Genomic DNA, 22,081 nt, shown 5'->3' with positions numbered 1-22,081 from the left:
ATTAAGTCTCCTTGCCAAAGAGTCCGGCTGGACGGGCCAGCAGAACAATAATCATTATGAGGAAAATTACGGTACTCGATGCTTCGGGATAGAAGACCTTGGTGAGGCCTTCAATCAATCCCATTGCCAGGCTTGTCAGGATGGCGCCCATGATTGATCCCATGCCACCGATGACGACAATCGCGAAAACGATAATCAGCAGGTTTGATCCCATGACCGGGCTGACCTGATAGATGGGGGCAGCAAGTACTCCGGCAAAAGCTGCCAGGGCTACACCGTAGCCGTAAGTAAGTGTTACGAGCACCGGTACGTTAATGCCAAAGGCTTGCATAAGCTGAGGGTTTTCAGTCCCGGCCCGAAGATAAGAACCCAGTTTGGTGCGCTCGATCAGGTACCAGGTACCGAAACAGAGAGCCAGAGAGGCGATAATGATCCAGGCGCGGTAAATGGGCAGGTACATAAAGCCCAGATTTAAACCTCCCTGCAGAAGTTCAGGTGTGGCATAGGGCTGACCGGATACGCCAAACCAGTGTACAAAGCTCCCTTCAAACATCATGGCCAGGCCGAAGGTCAATAATAATCCGTACAGATGGTCCTCTTTATAGAGACGCCTTAGCATGGTGTATTCGAGCAATATTCCCACCAATCCTACCACCAGAGGGGCGATCACCAGGGCTACCCAGTAATTTAATCCAAGCCACTGAAGTGCGAACCACGCGACAAAGGCGCCAAGCATGTATTGCGCGCCATGGGTGAAGTTGATGATGTTTAACAGTCCAAAAATGATCGCCAGCCCTAAACTTAGTAAAGCGTAGAATGAGCCGTTGATTAAACCAAGCAGTAATTGGCCAAATAGAGCCTGGACAGGAATACCTAACAATTCCGTCATCCTTAATGTCCTTTGTTATGAAAATCTGTTTCGATAATCGTAGTTGTAGGGGAGAGAGTTCCTCCCCGTGATTTATCGTGTTGTATCTGGAATGAAAGACATGAGGATTGCCGGATAGCCCGGCAATCCTGAGTATTATCAGTTGGCTGATAAGTTCTGGCCCTTGATCAGTCGGCACTTACTCTCTGAAAGCGGGCGAAAAGCCTGGTCTGCGGGGATGGTGCGCAGGATCTTGTATAGGTCCCACTCACTGCTGGATTCGGCGGGCTTCTTTACCTGAGCCAGGTACATATCGTGTACCATGCGTCCGTCCTTGCGAATCTTGCCATTTGTGGCTAGGAAGTCATTGACTGGTGTGTTTTTCATTTGAGACATAACTGCTTCAGTATCATCTGTAGCAACTGCTTCAACGGCTTTAAAGTAATGCATCAGGCTGGAGTAAACACCAGCTTGCTGCTGAGTTGGCATCTTGCCTGTACGTTCAAAAAAGCGTTCTGACCAGGCGCGGGTTTCCGGAGTACGGTTCCAATAGAAACCGGTTGTCAGGTTCAGGCCCTGGGAGACCTCCATACCCAGTGCGTGAATATCTGTTAGCGTAATCAGAAGGCCTGCCAGCTGCTGGCCATTTTGCACTACGCCAAATTCATGCGCGGCTTTCAAAGCGTTGATGGTATCTGTGCCAGCGTTGGCTAAACCAATTACCCGGGCTCCTGAGGCTTGTGCCTGTAAGATAAAGGAAGAAAAGTCACTGGTAGGAAATGGATGGCGGATAGCGCCGAGTACCTGACCACCATTCTCCTCCACTACTGAGGCTACGTCTTGCTCAAGGGAATGCCCGAAAGCGTAGTCGGCAGTCAGGAAATACCAGCTGTCCAGACCTTCTTCCACCACCGCCTTGCCGGTACCGTGCGCTAATGCGTAAGTATCGTAGACCCAATGAACGCTGTTAGGCGAGCAGAACTCATTAGTAATACTTGAAGAGGCGGAACTGGATACCAGAATGATTTTGTTATTGGCTTCTACCACTTTGGTGACGGCCAGTGTCACAGAAGAGGCGACTGATCCGGAAATAACATCAACATTATCAGTATCAATCCACTCACGCGCCTTGCTCGAGCCGATGTCTGGTTTATTCTGGTCATCGGCATGCACCAGGGTAATAGGCTTTCCATGAATCATACCGCCCATATCGTCGATGGCCATCTTGGCAGCTTCCAATGCCCCCGGGCCGCTGGAAGCGCTGTAAGGGCCGCTCATATCCGACAGGAAGCCAACCTTGATAGCATCATCTGAGATTTGTCCCGCTTGTGTGGTTGCTGCTAATGCAGTCATCAAAGTACAGCTGATAATGTTCTTTATTAGTTTCATTCTGTGTTCCTTGTATTGGTTCTTATTATTCTTGGTTGACTGTGAAGCCAGATACTTCACTAAACACCCAGGTAGGTGTTCAGAATTTCACGCTTGTCTTCAATCTCATCCCGATCTATTTCAGTTACGATTTTTCCGTGTTCCATGATGTAGTGGCGATCTGCTAGTGGAGCGGCAAAGTGAAAATTCTGTTCTACCAGAATGATGGTGAGACCCTGTTGCTTGAGTTCAGTGACGACTTCGCCCAGCTTTTGCACAATTACCGGTGCCAGGCCTTCGGTGATCTCATCAAGCAGTAACAAATTGGCACCGGTACGCAGGATTCTGGCAAGGGCCAGCATCTGTTGCTCTCCTCCGGATAGCTGGCTGCCCTGGCTATGCTTACGCAGCTCCAGATTGGGAAACATCTGGTAGATAGCCTCTACTGTCATGCCGCCGCTTCTGACGGTGGGTGGTAACAAGAGGTTCTCTTCTACGTTCAGACTGGCGAAAATCCCTCTCTCTTCCGGGCAATAACCTAAACCCAGGTGGGAAATCTGATGCGTTGCATGTTCGATGGTTTCATGGCCGTTAATCATGATTGAGCCACTGCGTTTACCTACCATGTTCATGATGGCGCGCAGGGTAGTGGTACGACCGGAACCGTTGCGGCCAAGCAGTGTAATCAATTCGCCTTTATTCACTTTCAGGTCAATTCCGTGAAGGATGTGAGATTCACCATAGAAAGCGTGCAGATCTGACATCCGCAGTAATTCGTGGTCAGGTTTATGAGCGCTGGTCATGCGGCTTTCCCCATATAGGCTGTCATCACTTCAGGATCGTTGGATATCTCCTGGTAGCTGCCCTCTGCCAGAACAGAACCCTGTGCAAGGACGGTGATCTGATCGGACAGGTCGGATACAACATTGAGATTGTGCTCGACCATCAGCACGGTACGTCCAATCGAAACCTGCTTGATGAGTGCTGTAACTTTGCTGACGTCCTCATGCCCCATACCCTGGGTTGGTTCATCCAGCAGCAGTAGTTCCGGTTCCAGTGCCAGAGTGGTGGCCAGTTCAAGTGCCCGTTTGCGGCCATAAGGCATCTCTACGGTGATGTTATCTGCCCATGGCGCAAGGCCGACTGAGTCCAGTAACTCCATCGCGCGGTTATTTAATCTGTTCAGGCTCTGGTCGGATTTCCAGAAATGAAAGGAGGTGCCAAGCTTTTGCTGTAACGCAATTCGTACGTTTTCCAACACAGTTAAATGGGGGAAGACAGCGGATATCTGGAAGGACCGCACCATGCCGTGATTGGCGATCTGGGTGGCGCTGAGTGTGGTGATGTCCTGGCCGTTGTATTGAATGCTGCCTCGCGTAGGGGGGAGGAACTTGGTAAGAAGATTAAAACAGGTGGTTTTACCTGCCCCGTTCGGACCAATCAGCGCGTGGATAGTGCCTCTCTCAACGCGTAGATTGACATCGTTGACGGCGCTGAATCCTTTGAAATCCTTACTGAGGTTTTGTGTTTCGAGAATATAGTCTCTTTCCATGGTTGGTGCTCGTGTTGTTATTGTTGTTAATGAAGTCACTGAATATGGTGAAAAGGGAGTTTGCTGAATTAATCAGTGAGCCGGGCAAGGGCTGTTCTGATCTTCTCGGGTATCGGTACCGGCTTGTTGGTGGTGCGATCAACAAAGACGTGTACAAAGTGGCCGAAAGCACTTGCCTGGTCCTGTCCCTCGGCAAAGATGGCGACCCCGTACTGAACCGAGCTGTTACCCAGGCGATCTACCCGCAGCCCTGCTTCCAGTGGCTGGGGAAAAGCGATCGAACTTTTGTAGTTGCAGCCTGAGTTAACAATCACGCCGATTACCGGACTGTTGCTGATATCCAGTCCGCCTTCTTCAATCAGATAGGCGTTGGTTGCGGTATCGAAGTAGGAGTAATAGGTGACATTGTTTACGTGGCCGTAGACATCGTTATCCATCCAGCGGGTAGCTATTGCATGAAAATAGCGATAGTTTTCCCGTCGCTCGTTGTGTTTTGTGTCCATGTATCTTTCCTTTCCTTTTCTTTGCTTCTAGTCGGGAGGGGCGCCTTATCAGGCACTCAATACGCGGCCTGATAGATAGTCAGGGCATCCTCGAAGGCTATCTCTCGTGGATTGTTCATCAGCAATCGTTGTTGCTTCATTGCGTCCTGAGCCAGGAATTGCAGTTGATCCCCGGCAATTCCCACATCCCGCAACCTTGTGGGTAAGCCCAGGTCCCGGATCAATGCTTGCAGCGAATCGATCAGCTGGCTGGTAATTACCCTCTCGTTATCACCGGCAAGGGATGGAGTAATGAAGGGGGCCAACTCGGCATATTCGGAGCTGCTTACTGCTGCGTTAAAGCGCATTACATGGGGTAATATCAGTGAATTACTTAATCCATGGGGGATGTGAAAATGTCCACCCAGCGGGTAGGCCAGGGCGTGTACGGCAGCGACAGGAGCATTGGCAAAGGCCTGCCCGGCCAGCATCGAACCGAGCAGCATTTTTTCTCTGGCTTCAACATCATTCCCGTGTTGAACGGCGGTCCGGATATTGGCCGCGAGTAAACGCAAGGCTTCCCTGGCCATAAAGTCGGAGATGGGGTTTTTCTTCAGCTTACTGGTGAAGGCTTCGATGGCATGTACCATGGCATCGATGCCGGTGGCCGCGGTTATTTCAGGTGGCAGGCCTAAGGTCAGTTCCGGGTCGAGTAGTACCTGATCGGCTATCAGAATCGGAGAAACGACGCCTTTTTTCTCGTTGTTGATGGTTGTCACAATTGCGATAGGTGTCACCTCGGAACCGGTGCCCGCGGTCGTGGGTATCTGAATCAACGGAAGGCGTTGGCCTTGCGCATTATCAACGCCGTAAATCTGTTGCAGCGATTGGTCGGAATGTGTCAGCAGGGCTGCTAGTTTAGCTACATCCATGGAACTGCCGCCGCCAAAGCCGATAACGGCCTCGACCGACTGGGTTTTAGCAAGCATCACTGCTGACATAACGATGCTTTCATTGGGATCGGCCTGTACATCATTGAATACAGAATAGGTGATATCTGCAGTTTTCAGACTCTCAAGCAAAGGGGCGATGAGGTTCAGCCGGATAATACCCGGGTCAGTAACAATCAGGACTCTTGTTACATTTTGTTCGAGTAGGTAATCCGCAGCCTGGCGAATGGAGCCTGCACCATGGATGAGGCTTTTGCAGGTATGAAAAACAAACTTAGTCATGGGCTCTATTCCTGGTTTGCTGAGGTAATAATTTTTGCGCAGCTGACCGGAATTACTCTAAGCAAGAGGGGTGGTGTAAGGCATCCACCCCGGGGTGGAATTTAGGGTGGGTAAATTTATCAGGAGGGGGGGAGGGTGTCGGTAAACCGTTGCAGGATGGAGGTTTGGCTGTTTGTACCTGATTAATATCGGAGTTAGTGCCTGCTGGCCTGTCTGCCTGCTGGATCTGTTTTTTCTAGTTCAGCAGTTGTAAGGCCTGTGTTTTTTCAATGGCATGTTTGCGGCTACTAACATCGAGTTTCTTGAAAATATTATTGATGTGGGTTTTCACTGTGCTGATACCTACAAACAGAGAGTCGGCAATTTCCTGATTGCTTTGACCCTGGGTGATTAACAGCAACACTTCCATCTCCCGTTTTGTGATCTGCTCAAAGGGGAGTTGAATGCTGCGGGGCAGGTTGCTGCCGCTTTGTTTTTTGCTTAAAGACAGTAACTGCTGTTCCACAAAATCGGGATGGATAAGTGTCGTAGTAAGACCTTGTTCCAGCAGTGCCTTCCCGGATAAACCGAGTCGGAACAGGTCGTTCAGTGCCTGGCCTTCGAACAGAAACAGGCGTGCAGAACCACTACCGATCGACAATTCGAGCCCTTTGTTAAGGGCTTCAATAGCCAGCTCAGTGTGTCCCTCGTCATGGTGCAGGCTGGCCTGCAACAGTAAGGTATCAATCAACAACAGAGTATTATTTTGCTGCTGCAGTTCGTCAATCAGCCTGTCGCAGCAGTGTGAGGCTTCATCCCAGTTTCCTTGCTGACGTTGCAGCCAGCCATAAGTCAGTCTTTCTTCGGGGAGAGTTGATTCGTCATCTAAGCTTAGCCAGCGATCTGACTGGTTTAACCATTGTCGGCAGATTTCAGGTTCATTGCGCCGTATTGCAAGGCGGGTCCTGTAGGCATTGCATAAACGATAGATGTTATAGAGCTTATGACTGGAAGCGATGCGTAATGCTTCATCCCAGACGTCTGCAGCGTGATCAAGGTCATCTTCAGCGCAATGCAGCATACCGATATAAAAAAATACCCAGGGTAGTGCGGCTGAGGGTTGAAATTTCAGGGCAATATCTGCTGCCTGATTGAGATAGTGTCCGGCGGTTGTCAGTTGATTCTTTTCGATATGTACGATGCCGAGCCCCAGGTTGCTGAATATGTCATAAAAATTATGCGGCGCCGTCTCGTTATTGTTGTGCGGCTGAAGTTGTCGATAGCGTTGCTCAGCTTGTGAGATATGGCCTTGGGCGAGTTCGATCTGGCCGAGTAAAAAACTGAGGCTGTTGGTGAATCCGGTCAGGCCAAACTTTTGTAATTCTCTATGCGCCTGTTGTGCATCTCGTTCAGCGTTATGCAGCTGCCCCAGTGAAAAGTAGCAGCTGGCCCGGTTGAACCTGATTACTGACAGGGCTGCATTGGTTTTCGATTGTGGTTTAAAAGCCTGGTTACAGATCCTGATACCATGGGCCAGATTACCGCCCAGATAAGCTAGTCGGCTGCGGATAAAGTTAATGGTTTGCCTGATCCGTGTGCTGTCAGTTCGGGGTGGGAGTTGGGTGATTATCTTTTGCAGATGATTAATACAGGTTTTAGCGCGGATAACATCATTACTGACAATGACCACTGATGCTTCTGTTACCGCCAGTGTCAGATGGTCGGCACTCAGTGCGTCTGGTACGTTTGCCAGAAAGCTGACGATTTCGTTGACTTCGCCTTCGCGTAACAGATCGAAAGTATGCTTTTCAATGACGGCCAGCAAGCTTGACAGATCATGGCAGAGTCCATACTGCTGAATTCCTTCGGCATAGTGTCCCTGGCGTAGCAGCCATTCGGCTGCTTTGCGGTGCAGCTCGGTGGTTTGTTCGGGGCGGCTGGTTTTACTCTGGTGATACAGCGTTTGCTGAAACAAGGGGTGGTAACGATAACATCCCTCAGGTCGTTCTTTTGCCTGAATGAAGAGGTTATCTTTCAATAAGCGCTGGATTAACTGGTGGGTTTTGGGTTGACCGCTAAGTTCCATGGCCAGGGGTTCGATAATCGAATTGACTATGCAGGTATTCTGCAGGAAGTGCTGAACCGGGCGGCTGAGGGGGTGAAGTACTTCTTCCTTGAAGTAATCTGCAATATACCTGTAGGCCAGCGATGTCACACCAGGAGCTTCAAGGGTGGCTTGATCTTTAGCTGAAATTTTTCGCCAGGCTGTCAGCCACAGCTGAATGCCGGTTATCCAGCCTTCGGTGCGAGAGTTAAGCCGGTATATTTCACTGGCGCTGGCTTTGATCTCGTGTTGTGTTAACAGTATTTGGGTTTCGCCAGCCGTAAAGGTCAGGTCACTGGTTTCAATTTCCAGTAGTTTTCCCGCGGCTAGATAGCGGGTGAGGGCCAGGCCGGGTTTGCGGCGTCCGGCGATGAAGATATGGCATTGCGAGGGGGCAAGCTGCACCAGTTGTTGCGTTAGTTGTCGCAATTTATCTGACTTTATGTTGCCACCATTATCCAGAACCAGACCGAATGGTGATTTTTTTTGTTGTAGCTGATTGAGCAGCAGAGCCCATGCCTGATCGAAATCTGAAGTCATAGCATCAAGGCAGCAGTTCAGGGACGCATCACTAATCACTTCTGCCTGCCGAAAAGCGGTTGCTAAATGAGCCAGGAATCGCTCAGGATTGTTGTCCTTTGAGTCTAGCCGGTACCAGGCAATAGGGTATTCTGCCTGGTGGGAGAACTGTTCCAGCAGGCTGGTTTTGCCATAGCCGGCGGGGGCTGTTACCAACGTCAGGCTTGCTTGGACTGCCTGTGTGAGCAGCTCAATAAGTCGGGGACGCGCCACCGGATCAGGTGAAATTTCGGGTGCAGTCAGTTTGCTTAGAATCACCGGTATTTGATGCATCATTGCAGCGTGTTCCGATTAATCTTCATGAGTTCTTAAGTCGTTCTGGCACCAGGTGGCGGGCGAAGACATCGTCAAGCGTTTCGTGGCGCTTAATCAGATCGGCCTGATCAGCGCAGACCACGATCATGCCTGGACGGGGCAACGCATTAAAATTGGTAGCCATAGGTTCAATATAGGCGCCAGTATTAAGCATGGCGACAATATCGCCTGCTTCCAGTTCGGGCACTGGAACTTGTTGGTACAGCCATTCGGCATTACAGGTGACGCCAACAATATCGAAACAGGAGTCATCCGGCTGGTCGGCTTTGTTGGCTACCACGTAATCGAACGGCGGGGTGGGGTTGACCCCCATAATGCCGAGGAACACTTCAGAGGTGTCGACCTCCGCCCACTGATGCTCAATGTTGATGCTTTCCCGTTTGATGTTATGTACCTGGGTCAGGTGAAGCATCGTCTCATTGTGCAGTCCCCGGCCGGGCTCTACCTCGATCATGATGCCTTCAGTGGTCATGCCGTGGCGTTGCATGGCACTGCGAAAGCGGCTGGTGATAAGTTCGGCGTATTGATCCAGTGTTGGCGTTGGATAATCCGTAACCGCAACCCGGGTTTCTTTGTCCTGTGGTGAAGCAAAACCACCGCCGAAGTCGACCTCCTGCGGAATCCAGCCATTCATTAATTCACTGAGTTGTTTAATCAGCCCGACATAGCTGTCGATAAGCTGTCCCCATACGCTCAGCTTTTTGCTGTGTCGTCCCATATGTATATGCACACCGACAGGTTCAACAAAGGGCAGCGCCATTGCACGGGGGCCCATTGGTAATACTTCCGAGGTGGGAATACCATATTTAATGGTCTGGGTGAGTTCTCTGATCTCTTGCTGAGGCAGGAAGTCTGACTTCTCTTCAAGATCGCCAAGGTAGGGTTTGAGGCGCAACATAACCCGCGCAGTTTTGTTGAGTTCCTCGCCGACCTGGTTACAGATCTCCAGCTCCTGCGGGCTGTCGAGCACAATGCGTGCACCTATGCTGATCGCTTTTCTGATAATCGAGCGGTCTTTGATCGAACCGTTAACAGAGATCATCTCCGGGGGCACACCACCGCGTAGTGCGCATTCCAGTTCGCCGGGTCCGAAGACATCGCAACCAGCACCTTCTTCGGTGAGGATTCTACGTACTGCGATGGTGGGATTCGCTTTAATGGCGGGCATTACCCGAACCTCGCCTTCGGGCCAGTGAGCCTGAAACGCTCTTTTGTACTCGCGCAGATTATTTCGCAGATGGGTCTCAGACAGGACAAACAATGGTGTACCAAATCGGGCTGCCAGCTCGACAGTATCGCAGCCCTCGATATAGAGATGGTTGTTACGAATGCTGAGGGTGCTATTCATATTATTGTTATTTTTAATTGTCATCTGATCTCTCTCGGCGCAGTGCTTTGTGTTGATGCACCAGTTTGAAATGAATTGGCTTCCTGAAAAGATTCCCGGACTAACTTTGCTGGTCATCGAAAGGAATACAGGATAAGAAAAGTTTTACCCTAAGGAGGCAGGCTGTTGAATACCCACAAAGGGTATTGGATGTCGTAAGGCCATAAATTTAATGAGAATTTCCTGCACAGTCTCTGCCTGTTGAGAGGTCAGTCTTATGTTCAGAGGCCATTACAGGTAGCCGTTAACCTATAGGGGGTATTCTAGGATTCAATGTTTTTGTCTAGTTTTAAAGAGTGTTCGGAATGCATGGCAAATAAATGTGTTTTGTCCTGTTGCACACAAGTTGTCGTTGAAGATGTCAGTTTGTGATTGTTGTTTCGGGCAGCTTTGCAGCTACGCTTTATAGATAAGTTAGCAGCGAATAATTAAACCATTTAAATGTTTTGGTCTGGTTTGATTCAATAGGCGGAAGTTTTTCTGTATTCAGCTTATCTAATAAAAATAAATTAAGGCACGGTAAAAACGATGAGAAAAAATAACGAAAGGCAGACTAATTTATCCCGGTTTGCTCTGGCTATTCTGCCATTGATGGTAGCAGCCAATGTTCATGCGATTGAGCTGGATTTTGGGGAGGACAGTGAGCTGTCCGGTAATCTGGATATGACGCTGGGTTATGCTGCTTCCATCAGGGCTACTGATGCGGATGCTGGTGCGTTAGATACAGCTAATAACCTGGCAGGAGCTTACACAACACCTAACTACCTGTCCGATGCCCGAGTACCTGACGCAGGTGATTTGATCTCCAATGTTTTTAAAGGTACTGCCGAGTTGGACCTGGGCTGGCGCAATTATGGTTTTGTTGGGTCTGCGTCTTATCAGTATGACACTGAGATTATGGATGATGATTCGGTTGACCTGGATGGTAATTCGGCGCCCTGGAGTGAAAGCGCTAAGGATTACGCAGGCAGCAGCCTCGATGTACTGGATGCTTATGCCTATGGCTCCTTCGATGTCGGAGAAAACCCTCTGGAAGTTCGGGTCGGTAAGCAGGTAATCAACTGGGGCGAAGGTCTGTTCTTCCTTGATGGCGTCGCAACCCAGGTGCCTTTAAATATTAATAAGTTAGTGACACCAGGTTCTGAGCTGAAAGAGGCTTATATCGGGGTTAACAGTATTTATGCGCAGATGGGGGTAGGTGACTCATCTTCAATTGAGGCTTATGTGCAAACCGATTGGGAACGTACAGAGTTTCCACCACGTGGTACTTTCTATGGCGATGATGCCTTTTTTCGCGGTGGTAATGAAGTAGATCCGATTATTACCTTACCTATTCGTGAACCTGATCTGGAAGCCGATGATTCTGGTCAGTGGGGTATCTCCGGTCGTACTATGTTGGGGGATGATGCCGAGGTTGGTCTTTATTACTCACGCTACAACGATACTTTCCCTGTTGTGAAGTTTACAGGTACCCCTTTTGTTACTTCTGCTACCGGCCTTTCCCAGACCTGGATGAATGATCTGGATATGTTCGGTGCCAGTATTGCAACAACCCTGGGTAGCTGGTCAGTGAATGGTGAATTGGCTTATCGTCCAAACCGTCCACTGTTCCAGGATATGACTTCACCTGCCGCATTTACAAATGCGACTGTGACTAACACCGAGGAACACGACACCTGGAGCGCTTCTGTTCATGGTATCTGGCTCGGCGGGCCTTTAGCACTGGGTATTGATTCTCAGGTAGCCCTGGTTCAGTTTGGTGCAGACTACATTGATGGTGACCTTTCTAACTTACAAGCAAACAGCTCTATCACTAAAGAGCTGCTTACGCCGGATGACCTTGCTTACGGCGTTGCCGCAGAATGGACCGGAACCTGGCAGGCTGTACGCCCGGGTGTTGATCTTTCACTGGCGGTTTTCCTGCAGTATGACATTGATGGTAACTCTCACTTCTGGGGCAACTTTGCCGAGGATCGCCTGCTGGGCTCTACTACTCTGACCGCCGCAATTGGCAATGAGTGGGAAGCGAGCGCCGGATATTCATGGGTTAGTCAGGATAACTCCCACTACGATACACAGGATGTTTTCAACATGTCCGTCAACTACAAGTTCTAAGTCGAGCTTAAGCAAAAGAATTACTGAATAAATTGCTGTTTTAGCTGAGGGCTATCCCTCAGCTGACACTCCCCCTTTGTCTGCTGAAACCCTTCCGGCAGTTACAGCAGGGGTATGTGGCAGCGTCAGCTATTCTTAAAATAATAAGAGGATTTTCTCGATGTTGTATAAAAAAACATATTTAAGCGCCGCTCTGTCTGTCGCACTTACGATGAGTGCAGGATCTGCACTTGCAGAGATTAGCGCAGACCAGGTAAAACGCTTGCAGGCTGACCTGACACCGGTCGGCGCCGAGCGTGCCGGTAATGCTGATGGTTCTATTCCTGAGTGGACCGGTGGTCTGTCTGAAGTACTGCCGGGCTGGCCGAATAAGGATAATCATCGCCCGAATCCATATGCTGAAGATAAGGCACAGTTCACTATTACTGCCGCTAATATGGATCAATATAAGGACAAGCTTCCGGAAGCTGCAAAGGCGATGCTGAAGGCTTATCCGCAAGAATTCAAAATGAATGTCTATCCGACACGTCGGACAGCGGCTTATCCTCAGTCGTTTTACGATAATGTCGCGAAGGATGCGACCACGGCTAAACTGACCCGTGGTGGCGATGCGGTTGAAGGCGTATGGGCGGCTATTCCGTTTCCAATTCCGCAAAATGGCTATGAGGTGATCTGGAATCATCTGCTGCGTTATAACGGTGTCTACCGTGAAGCCTCAGCCGGTGAAAACCTTGTCTATACCAACGGTTCTCGTCTGGATTACGATTTCAAGATCGATATTCACCATACCTTCCATGATCCGAAAGTGTCAGATGCGGATCGTAATGAAGGGGTGCTGTGGAAGTATTCCTCTACCATGTCCAGCCCTTCGCGGGATGCCGGTGAAGGTATCCTGGCGATGGATAATATCAACTTTGCAGATAACCCACGTAAAGCATGGACCTATGATCCGGGTGAGCGACGTGTGCGTCGGGCACCTAACCTGGGCTTTGATACACCGGACCGCGCACTGAACGTGTTTGATGACTATGAGCTGTTCAGTGGTTCCCCGGAACGTTACGACTTTAAGTTGATCGGTAAGCAGGAGATGTATATCCCTTACAACAACAACGAAGTTAACTCACCGCGCCATGATCTGAAGTCAGCACTGACGCCGGGCTTCATCAATGCCGATCTGCTGCGTTACGAGCTGCACCGTGTCTGGGTAGTTGAAGCGACGGTTAAGCAGGGTCAGCGTCATATCTATGCCAAGCGTCGCTTCTATATCGATGAAGATACCTGGAATGTAATGGTGACTGACAAGTATGACGGTAACGGCAACCTGTGGCGTGTCGGCTTTGGTTATCCTGTGGTTGCTTCAGAGATGCCGCTGACCGGTGGTGGTAGTTATGTCCATGTGGATCTGAAGAAAAACGGCTATTACCTCGCGTTTACGTCATTGGGTAAAGGCCGTAAAGGCACTGACTTTTCCGGTCAGCCACCTAAGTCATCTTACTATACTGCCAGTGCGCTACGTCGCCGCGGTCGTTAAGTTCAGCTGACGTTTGTTAAGGGGCAGGCCCGGCCCCCTTCCCGGGCCTGCCCTCTGTTCTACTTTTTGCTATCACTTTTTTTGCACGGATGCATGCTGATTCAGGCTATTCAATGCGTGAAGGTTTTTCTATGAAGACAATACACAGAGTCCGCAGTCAATGGTTTAACGGTTTTGTAGTAATGATATTTGCGGCTACTTTTACTACCTTCGCCAGTTATAACAGCGCATATGCTGACTATAAAGATCCTCTGGATAGTGCTGCTGTGCCAATGGCTTCTGCCGCGCAATCACTGTTACTTGATGTCGTGCATGCGGGTAAGCGCTTGGTTGCTGTCGGAGAGCGCGGCCATATCCTGTATTCCGATGATCTGGGTGCTAACTGGACTCAGGCGGCAGTACCGGTTCGTTCACAGCTTAACGCCGTGAGTTTTATTGATGATCAGCAGGGCTGGGCGGTTGGTGAAGATGCTGTGATCCTGCACACGGATGATGGTGGTAAAAGCTGGCAGAAACAGTTCGATGCCCGTGATGCTGATATGCGGGGCCCGTTACTGGATGTTTATTTTAAAAATCCCAACCAGGGCTTTGCTATCGGTGTCTTTAATAAGCTCTATCACACCGAAAATGGAGGCCAGACCTGGGAAAACTGGCAGGAGCATGCAGATAACCTGGATGAATGGCATCTGCTAGCGATGAGTTCGCCGGTACCCGGGGTGATCTATGTGGCTTCTGAGGCCGGCTTATTGTTCCGTTCTGTCGATGGCGGCGAAAGGTTTTTGCCGATGCAGACTGATCACGATGGTTCTTTCCATGGCGTGTTAGTCGCGCGGGACGAACAAGGGGAGGACCGTATAGTACTGACCGGTGTTGGCGGTAAACTTTTTGTCAGTGCTGATAGCGGCGAAAGCTGGAAGGAGCTTGATAGCCATACAGAGGCTGGATTATCTACTGGCACACTGCTGCCGGATGGATCAATTCTGGTTGTTGGTGCAGATGGTGTGATGATTAATATATCACCGGATTTGTCGACCGTAAGAAAGCTCCAGCGTGATAACGGCCTGCCCCTGAGCAGTGTGGCGCTGGTTGGTGATGAGAGACTGGTGCTGGTTGGTTTGGGTGGAATACAGCTCCTGACAGTTGAGGAGGTAACTCAACATGATTAATAACAACGGCACGCTTAAGTTTTCAGCGTTAACGAATGCGATTTTCCGTTACCGTTTTATCATTATTTTATTTAGTCTGCTGGCAACGGTTTATCTGGGTTGGCAGGCATCATTTGTACGGCCCGATACCCGTCTTGAACGATTGATCCCGGGTAGCCATGAGTTTGTTGTTAATGCCAGGCAGTTCCTGGGTTCTGAAACTGCTGGGGGCGGTAGTGTTATTCGTGTCGCAGTGGCCCGTAAAGAGGGCACTATTTTCGACTACGAACACCTGGTCACTCTGCAGAAGATCAGCGATGAGCTGTCTCTGCTGGATGGCGTAGATACCGGCAGTGTTAATTCCCTGTGGGCGCCGGGTATGCTGTGGTTTGCTATCACTCCTGAGGGATACGGCAGTGGACCGGTAATTGATAATGCTACCTTTAATGACTCGCCTGAGTCGATGGACCTGATCAGGACTAATGTCTACCGTGCCGGTCTGGTGGGTAGTTATGTTGCCAATGACTTCAAAGCCAGCATGATCGATTTTGAAGTCTTGCCTATTAGTCCGTCAACCCGGCAGCCAATTGATTTCAATGAGTTTTCTGAACGATTAGAGCAGGTGCGTCAGAAGTATCAGAACGAAGACCTTAGTCTGCATGTGATAGGTGATGTAAAGAAGGTTGCGGATCTGGTCGATGGCTTCGGCAAGATCGTATTGTTCTTCCTGGCTGCTTTTGTCATTACAGCGGTATTACTGTTTAACTATTCGCGCTGTATCAAGTCCACTTTAATACCGCTGCTGTGTTCCGTCGTGGCGGTGATCTGGCAGTTGGGTATCTTAAACATGATGGGCTACGGTCTGGGTGTGTTTTCGGTACTGGTGCCATTTCTTGTATTTGCTATCGCGGTAAGCCATGGCGTGCAGGTGATCAATGGCATAGCCCATGAAACGGCGAAAGGTGAGCCGAGGCTGAACGCTGCCCGGGTCACTTTCCATCATCTGCATAAAGCCGGTTTGGTCGCACTGATCAGTGATGGTATCGGCTTTGCCACTTTGTTTGTTATTGATATAGGTGGCATTAAAGACCTGGCGCTGGTTGCCAGTGTCGGTGTCGCTTTGGTTATCCTTACCAATCTGCTGCTGTTGCCGGTGCTGATGTCCTACGTGGGTGTTACACAGAGCTGTGTCGATCATGCACAGCATAAACTGGAGCATAAGACTGTACTCTGGGACAGCCTTTCTCATTTTGCTGAACCGCGTCTGGCCCGCATTGCTGTCGTTGTAGCCTTGCTGCTGGCAGGTGTTGGTGCATGGTACAGCCAGGGGCTTAAAATCGGTGATCTGGATAAAGGTGCGCCGGAGCTGCGTGCTGATTCCCGCTATAACCTGGACAACAACTATATCACTGGGAATTTCACTACCAGTACCGACCTTATGACGGTCTTTGTCGGCACCCCTGAAGGGTTGTGCGAAACCTTTAAAGCGATCGACCTGACCGACAGTCTGGGCTGGCAACTGGAAAATACACCAGGGGTGAAGTCGGTTTCGTCCCCGGCGACACGGGCCAAACTGAACCGCTACCTGGGTAATGAGGGCAACCTGAAAATGATGTCCCTGCCACGGGATGAAAAGGTACTCAGCCGGGCAATTGCTTACTCTGGATTTACCTCAACGGGTGTCAGTACCAGTTGTAACCAGCAGCAGCTGAATCTGGAACTGACCGATCACCGGCAGGAGACCCTGAGTAATGTGGTCGCAGTTGTGCGGGCTTTTGCTGCTGCAAATGACGACGCTGATATCCGCTTCCGTCTGGGTGATGGTAATGCTGCATATGAGGCGGCGACCAATGAGGTTATCGATAGTGCGCAGTACGAAATCCTGGCCTACGTGTACGGAATTGTGGCGCTGATGTGTCTGATGACATTCCGTTCCATTAAAGCCGTGATCTGTATCCTGTTGCCTTTGGCACTGACTTCATTGCTTTGTCAGGGACTGATGGCGGTACTTGGTATCGGAGTCAAAGTGGCAACACTGCCGGTTATTGCGTTGGGAGTTGGTATCGGTGTCGATTACGGTATCTATATTTACAGTCGACTGCACTCCTATCTGGAAATGGGGCACCCGTTGCGACTGGCCTATCTGGAAGCACTGAAAACGACCGGCAAGGCGGTGTCTTTCACCGGTGTGACTCTGGCTATCGGTGTTGCAACCTGGATTCTGTCGCCGATTAAGTTTCAGGCGGATATGGGAATCCTGCTGACCTTTATGTTCCTGCTGAACATGGTGGGTGCCTTAACCCTGTTGCCAGCGCTGACTCACTTCTTACTGGGTAAACAGGTGAAGTCCGAGCTTGAATCTAGGTCTGAGGCAAGTACTCCTCAGACAATATCGACAACCTGAATCCCGCTCCCAAACTATGTAATGAAAGTTTCAGGTCTGCTGATTAGCAGACCTGAAACAGAATCAGATAATTAATCCGCCAGCTGCTTTCTCCCATAGAATTTTGCTATCCCATACCATACCGGGGGGAAGCTGGTGGCTTGCTGCGCTGTAAAAAGGTAATAACAATGCAAACAAAAATAATTGAACCGGCTGAAAATGCCTACAAATACCAGTTGCTGATCAAAAGCCTGCTGCTTTCGGGTAAACGTTATGAGCCTAATCAGGAGATTGTGTACGGTGATGTGATTCGATATGACTACCGCACGCTCTATCAGCGGATCTGTAAACTGGCTAACGTGCTGAGCAATGCCGGTGTGAAAGCCGGGGATACCGTGGCGGTGATGGACTGGGACAGTCATCGTTATCTTGAAGCGTATTTCGCGGTACCGATGATCGGTGCCGTTCTGCACCACGTAAATATTCGTCTCAGTACCGACCAGATCGGTTATACCATGGACCATGCCGAAGACGATCTGGTGCTGGTGCACGATGATTTTGTGGTTATTGCCGAGCAGCTGGCTGAACAACTACCTACAGTGCGTGGCTATATTCAGCTGACCGATGATGCGCAGCCTGTGCCGACCTCGCTGAATACCCTGGGCGAGTATGAAGCACTAGTACAGGCCGCTGACTCTGAATACGACTTTCCGGACTTCGACGAGAACTCCGTCGCGACGACGTTCTATACCACCGGTACTACCGGCAACCCGAAAGGGGTGTACTTTACCCACCGGCAATTGGTACTGCATACGTTGAACGGAGCTGCGACGCTGGGCTTATATGAGGGCCAGCCACTGCTGCGCTCAGATGATGTGTATATGCCGATGACGCCGATGTTCCACGTTCATGCCTGGGGCGTGCCTTATATAGCCACTATGCTGGGTGTGAAACAGGTCTATCCGGGCCGCTATGAACCGAACAAGTTAGTTAAGCTGTACCGGGAAGAGGGAGTTACCTTCTCCCACGGTGTACCGACAGTGTTGCAGATGATCCTCAACTGCGAGGAAGCGGATAACACCGACATGACCGGGTGGAAGCTACTGACCGGTGGTAGCGCGCCGACCCTTGCGCTGGCTCAGCAGATGGCTGATAAGGGAATCCTGTTCCACACCGGGTACGGCATGTCAGAAACCTGCCCACTACTGAGTACAACCTTCCTGCAGCAATCCGAGCGCGAGCTGGATATGAGTGAGCAGATGTCGCAGCGGATAAAAACCGGAGTGCCTATCGGTCTGGTGGACCTTCGTATTGTTGATCCCAATGGTAATGATGTAGTGCATGATGGCGAAGCTATGGGTGAGATTGTGGTACGTACGCCATGGTTAACCCAGGGCTATTACAAAGAGCCGGAGAAAGGTGCTGAACTGTGGGAAAACGGCTGGTTGCATACCGGTGATGTTGCGTCGATCGATAACGATGGCGTATTAGAAATCAAGGACCGGATTAAGGATGTGATTAAGACTGGTGGCGAGTGGATATCTTCACTGGAGCTGGAAAACCTGATCAGCCAGCATGAGCTGGTGGCTGAAGTAGCGGTCGTTGGTATTCCTGATGAGAAGTGGGGCGAGCGTCCATTTGCCCTGATTGTTCCGATCGCTGGCGAGGAGATCGAAGCGACAGTGATTCAAACTCACCTGTTGCAGTTTGTTGAGAGTGGCCAGATAAACAAGTGGGCAATTCCGCAGCAGATCAGTGTCGTGACAGAGATACCGAAAACCAGCGTCGGTAAGATCAACAAGAAAGTGATCCGCACGCAGCTGAGTTAGGGCAAAGTTATTCAGGTATAAGGAAAGGGAGCTATCGGCTCAAGCTATTACGCTTTGGTGTCGCTTTAAGTTGCAAATAAAAAGAGCCGTAGATTTTTAACCTGCGGCTCTTTTTTTTGCGGTTGAGAAATATCTGCTTGCGCCAAATCCGGACTTTTAGATAGCGCTAATATAGCATTACTCCTGCCACCCCTCAGTTCCAATAGCGGACGCTGAATATTTACCTATCCCAGCTTCAGCTTGCGGCTCCTGTCGACAAAAAGCGACCTATGCAGTGGCTCAGTCTCTCTGAATTGCTGTTTGGTCGTTATCTTCACCACGCTGCCACTGCAATTGTGGTCATCTTAGCTGTAAAGCAGCGCTTAATTTCCTGTTAATGAACCTGAAATATGCATGACAATACTTGCATAAAAAGGAGAAAAAGGAGGGTTAGGAAACTGGGAGCCTTCCAGTGCGCTCGATAAGCATTGCCCAATGTTTGTATTCGGCTCAAGCCATGATGAGCCAATAACACCGTTTTTACCAATTACTACTATGACCTCAAATGACTTTACTTGAGGTACTGCTGTGGTATCGAAGCATTCCGCCATGACGCTTTCAAAGTTTACCCCAAAGTGAGGATCAAACTCACAAGCAAAGTAGCAACCCGAGATCTCGCTACTCTCATGCTCAACTGCTAATTGTTTGGCAGCATTAAATTCGTAGGCCTGCTCGCTTATTGATGCAAACGTCAACATTGGTAACATTAATAGAAACAACAGTTTAATCATGCTTTATACCTACTCCCTCTGTACAGATAAGAGTAGGAAAAGTCCTGAAGAAAAGAAAATAACTTTTCACAGTATTTTATCAGCAGACAAATAACCCCAAGACAGTTTCTGGCCGTATCCTGTCGATAGCTGAAGCTCAGATAGTCCTGGCCCGGATATCTGCTATGGATAAATATGGATTGAAGGTGAGGCTGAAGCTAGCTGATTATCATTGGCTGTTGTGTGTCAGTAGCGGCCAAACAGACCCAGAAGTAGTTGCTCAACGATCAGGTCGCTTTGTGCCGTTAGCTGAAGTCTAAGCCGCCATGGTGATATGTCTGCTTTGGTTTGTGGATTCAATGAGTCAGCGCAACACGAAAGCGTAATAGCTTGCCATCGGCTCCCTTTTTACTTTGGAGTAATTTAACTCGCTTAACATGCTGAGCTGTTATCCAGATACTTATCTATAGTGTTGATAGGTTGTCATAACAGGAGCGTTGCTATTGCTCCGGGAAGGTTTTCGCTATGGTAGAGGTCGATGCAGAGGAGTTGATCGAGTCGCTGGGTATGAGCTGGTTTCACAACCTTTCAACGTTTGGCGCATTGTCCGATAAAGCAATAATAAGCCTGTTGGAAAATGGCCAGATTTTACAGTTAGAACAGGGCGAAGTGCTTTGCCAGTACGGTATGGAAGTGACAGGATTTACGGTTGTCCTGAAAGGGGATATTGCTTTTTATAAGCACTTTTCAGGGCAGGATATTCTGACCAGACATTTTATTAATGGCGAGCAGATAGGTTTTGATGCGATGCTGGCAATGATCCCGTATTCAGGCACTGAAGTGGCGCATGTCAGAACGTTGGTAGTTAAAATAAGCAGCGCTCAGTTCTTTGATATGCATATCGAATTTTCTGATGACTTTGGTCTGTTTATGATTAATCTGGCGCGTGAGCTCTCAAGAGAAATTGCCCAGCTGGAGGAGGTCATTGGGAAAAGTACCGGGTGGTCACCTAAAGGTTAGTTTATATCTGAAGTATGTCCTTTTATGTTAATAGTTAAGCTCCTTTTATCATTGTCGATTAGCCTCTTTGTGTAGAAACTTAATGGCATAGGTCATGGTGTTGCCCGATCGGTTGCCATGAAAGTGAAGTTGCCAGGCTGATAGTAGCTGCCTTACTCAGAGAGAATTTTATGCAAAAGCGCGAAGTTGTAGTTGTTAGTGGTGTACGTACCGCAATCGGTGGTTACGGTGGAAGTCTGAAAGGTCATAAGCCGACTGAGCTGGCGGGCGCTCTGGTAGCCGAAGCGGTAAAGCGTGCGGGTATCGCACCGGAAACTGTGGGTAACAGCGTTTTTGGTAACGTTATCCATTCCGAGCCTGCCGATATGTATCTGGGCCGCGTCGCTGCAATTAATGGCGGTTTGCCGGAAGAAACCCCTGCACTGACACTGAACCGTCTTTGTGGCAGTGGCCTGCAGGCGGTGATCACTGCTGCTCAGCAGATCGAGCTGGGTGTCTGTGACACGGTTGTTGCTGGTGGTGCTGAATCGATGAGTCGCGCGCCTTATCATCTGCCAACCGCACGATTTGGCCAGCGTATGGGCGATGGTCAGATGGTTGATCCGATGGTTGCTGCACTGCATTGTCCGTTTAATCATATCCATATGGGTATCACTGCAGAAAATGTTGCTGAGAAATACGGCATCAGCCGTGAGCAGCAGGATGAGCTGGCGGCGCTGAGCCATAACCGGGCTCAGAATGCGATAGAGCAGGGTTATTTCAAAGAGCAGATCATGCCGGTCGAGCTGAAAAGCCGCAAAGGGGTGAAACTGTTTGATACCGATGAGCATGTTCGTATGGACTGCACCGTTGAAGAGATGGCAGCCCTGCGGCCGGTATTTAAGAAGGGCGGTACGGTAACCGCAGGCAACGCCTCTGGTTTGAATGATGCTGCTGCTGCAATCGTTATGATGGACCGGGAAAAAGCCGAAGCGGAAGGTCTGCAGGTGATGGCCCGTCTGGTGGACTACTCAGTCGTAGGTGTTGATCCGAAGATTATGGGTATCGGTCCGGTACCGGCGATTAAACAGATTCTGGAACGTAATAATCTTTCAGTAAATGATATCGATGTCTATGAAGTAAACGAAGCCTTTGCGGCACAGGCTGCTGCTGTTGCTCAGGAGCTGGATCTGCCCCGCGACCGACTCAATCCAAACGGCAGTGGTATCTCCCTGGGCCATCCTATCGGAGCAACCGGCGCTGTTATAACCGTTAAAGCGTTGCATGAGCTGGCCCGGGTGAACGGTCGTTATGCTGTTGTCAGTCTTTGTATTGGCGGTGGCCAGGGTATCGCGGCACTGTTTGAACGCGCTTAATAAAATATCACCTGCAACCGGATATCCCTTCCCTAAGGGTAGTTATCTCCACTAGTTCCGGTTGCGGGTGATCCCCCACTATTTTCTG

At 49.8% G+C, this 22,081-nt stretch carries 16 protein-coding genes; 7 read left to right on the top strand and 9 right to left on the bottom strand.

Annotation, left to right across the window (positions count from 1 at the left end; translation table 11 throughout):
• Position 1: 1 nt before the first annotated feature.
• The 8 genes from ACQUQM_RS11605 to ACQUQM_RS11570 all read right to left on the bottom strand — a co-directional run bounded on the left by ACQUQM_RS11605 (position 2) and on the right by ACQUQM_RS11570 (position 9,851).
• Positions 2–889, bottom strand: a complete 888-nt coding sequence (locus tag ACQUQM_RS11605) for a branched-chain amino acid ABC transporter permease (protein WP_432474679.1) — start codon at positions 887–889, stop codon at positions 2–4.
• A gap of 138 nt (positions 890–1,027) precedes the next feature.
• Positions 1,028–2,257, bottom strand: coding sequence for an ABC transporter substrate-binding protein (locus ACQUQM_RS11600; protein ID WP_432474677.1), 1,230 nt, complete (start codon positions 2,255–2,257; stop codon positions 1,028–1,030).
• Positions 2,258–2,316: 59 nt separating this feature from the next.
• Positions 2,317–3,039 carry an ABC transporter ATP-binding protein gene (locus ACQUQM_RS11595; protein ID WP_432474676.1) on the bottom strand — a complete coding sequence of 241 codons (723 nt, stop codon included), beginning with the start codon at positions 3,037–3,039 and terminating at the stop codon, positions 2,317–2,319.
• Complete coding sequence (locus tag ACQUQM_RS11590; RefSeq protein WP_432474675.1) at positions 3,036–3,788, bottom strand: ABC transporter ATP-binding protein; 753 nt, start codon at positions 3,786–3,788, stop codon at positions 3,036–3,038. The genes ACQUQM_RS11595 and ACQUQM_RS11590 overlap by 4 nt, the downstream gene beginning before the upstream one ends.
• Before the next feature lie 68 nt (positions 3,789–3,856).
• A complete protein-coding gene (locus ACQUQM_RS11585) occupies positions 3,857–4,291 on the bottom strand; it encodes an acyl-CoA thioesterase (RefSeq protein ID WP_432474674.1) in 435 nt (144 codons plus the stop codon).
• 56 nt (positions 4,292–4,347) lie between these two features.
• Positions 4,348–5,502 carry an iron-containing alcohol dehydrogenase gene (locus tag ACQUQM_RS11580; RefSeq protein WP_432474673.1) on the bottom strand — a complete coding sequence of 385 codons (1,155 nt, stop codon included), beginning with the start codon at positions 5,500–5,502 and terminating at the stop codon, positions 4,348–4,350.
• Between the two features lie 235 nt (positions 5,503–5,737).
• On the bottom strand, positions 5,738–8,440 hold the full coding sequence (locus ACQUQM_RS11575; RefSeq protein ID WP_432474671.1) for a LuxR C-terminal-related transcriptional regulator: 2,703 nt from the start codon (positions 8,438–8,440) through the stop codon (positions 5,738–5,740).
• Positions 8,441–8,462: 22 nt separating this feature from the next.
• The gene (locus ACQUQM_RS11570; protein WP_432474670.1) at positions 8,463–9,851 is read right to left on the bottom strand and encodes a diaminopimelate decarboxylase family protein; all 1,389 of its coding nucleotides are present in this window, start codon (positions 9,849–9,851) and stop codon (positions 8,463–8,465) included.
• Positions 9,852–10,394: 543 nt separating this feature from the next.
• On the opposite strand from ACQUQM_RS11570, the gene ACQUQM_RS11565 reads away from it, so the two are divergent.
• From ACQUQM_RS11565 to ACQUQM_RS11545, 5 genes are all read left to right on the top strand, one after another.
• Complete coding sequence (locus ACQUQM_RS11565) at positions 10,395–11,981, top strand: DUF1302 domain-containing protein (protein ID WP_432474668.1); 1,587 nt, start codon at positions 10,395–10,397, stop codon at positions 11,979–11,981.
• Positions 11,982–12,141: 160 nt separating this feature from the next.
• Complete coding sequence (locus tag ACQUQM_RS11560) at positions 12,142–13,512, top strand: DUF1329 domain-containing protein (RefSeq protein WP_432474667.1); 1,371 nt, start codon at positions 12,142–12,144, stop codon at positions 13,510–13,512.
• 131 nt (positions 13,513–13,643) lie between these two features.
• Complete coding sequence (locus ACQUQM_RS11555; RefSeq protein WP_432474666.1) at positions 13,644–14,678, top strand: WD40/YVTN/BNR-like repeat-containing protein; 1,035 nt, start codon at positions 13,644–13,646, stop codon at positions 14,676–14,678.
• Positions 14,671–17,061, top strand: coding sequence for an efflux RND transporter permease subunit (locus tag ACQUQM_RS11550; RefSeq protein WP_432474665.1), 2,391 nt, complete (start codon positions 14,671–14,673; stop codon positions 17,059–17,061). Before ACQUQM_RS11555 ends, ACQUQM_RS11550 begins: the two co-directional genes overlap by 8 nt.
• Before the next feature lie 167 nt (positions 17,062–17,228).
• Positions 17,229–18,869, top strand: coding sequence for a fatty acid--CoA ligase (locus ACQUQM_RS11545; RefSeq protein ID WP_432474664.1), 1,641 nt, complete (start codon positions 17,229–17,231; stop codon positions 18,867–18,869).
• A 362-nt stretch (positions 18,870–19,231) separates the two neighbouring features.
• On the opposite strand, the gene ACQUQM_RS11540 is transcribed toward ACQUQM_RS11545, so the two are convergent.
• Positions 19,232–19,639: a hypothetical protein gene (locus ACQUQM_RS11540; protein ID WP_432474663.1), complete on the bottom strand. Its 408-nt coding sequence runs from the start codon at positions 19,637–19,639 to the stop codon at positions 19,232–19,234.
• Between the two features lie 504 nt (positions 19,640–20,143).
• Here ACQUQM_RS11540 and ACQUQM_RS11535 point away from each other — a divergent pair.
• Positions 20,144–20,638, top strand: a complete 495-nt coding sequence (locus ACQUQM_RS11535) for a Crp/Fnr family transcriptional regulator (protein ID WP_432474662.1) — start codon at positions 20,144–20,146, stop codon at positions 20,636–20,638.
• A 170-nt stretch (positions 20,639–20,808) separates the two neighbouring features.
• Entirely contained in the window at positions 20,809–21,993 is a 1,185-nt protein-coding gene (gene bktB / locus ACQUQM_RS11530) for a beta-ketothiolase BktB (RefSeq protein ID WP_432474660.1), read from the top strand.
• The last annotated feature ends 88 nt before the right edge of the window (positions 21,994–22,081 follow it).

Origin of the sequence: Amphritea sp. HPY (assembly GCF_050870985.1) — a bacterium.
Classification (GTDB): domain Bacteria; phylum Pseudomonadota; class Gammaproteobacteria; order Pseudomonadales; family Balneatricaceae; genus Amphritea.
The sequence above is the reverse complement of the archived record's forward strand: the minus strand, read 5'-3'. Positions and strand labels throughout refer to the sequence as shown.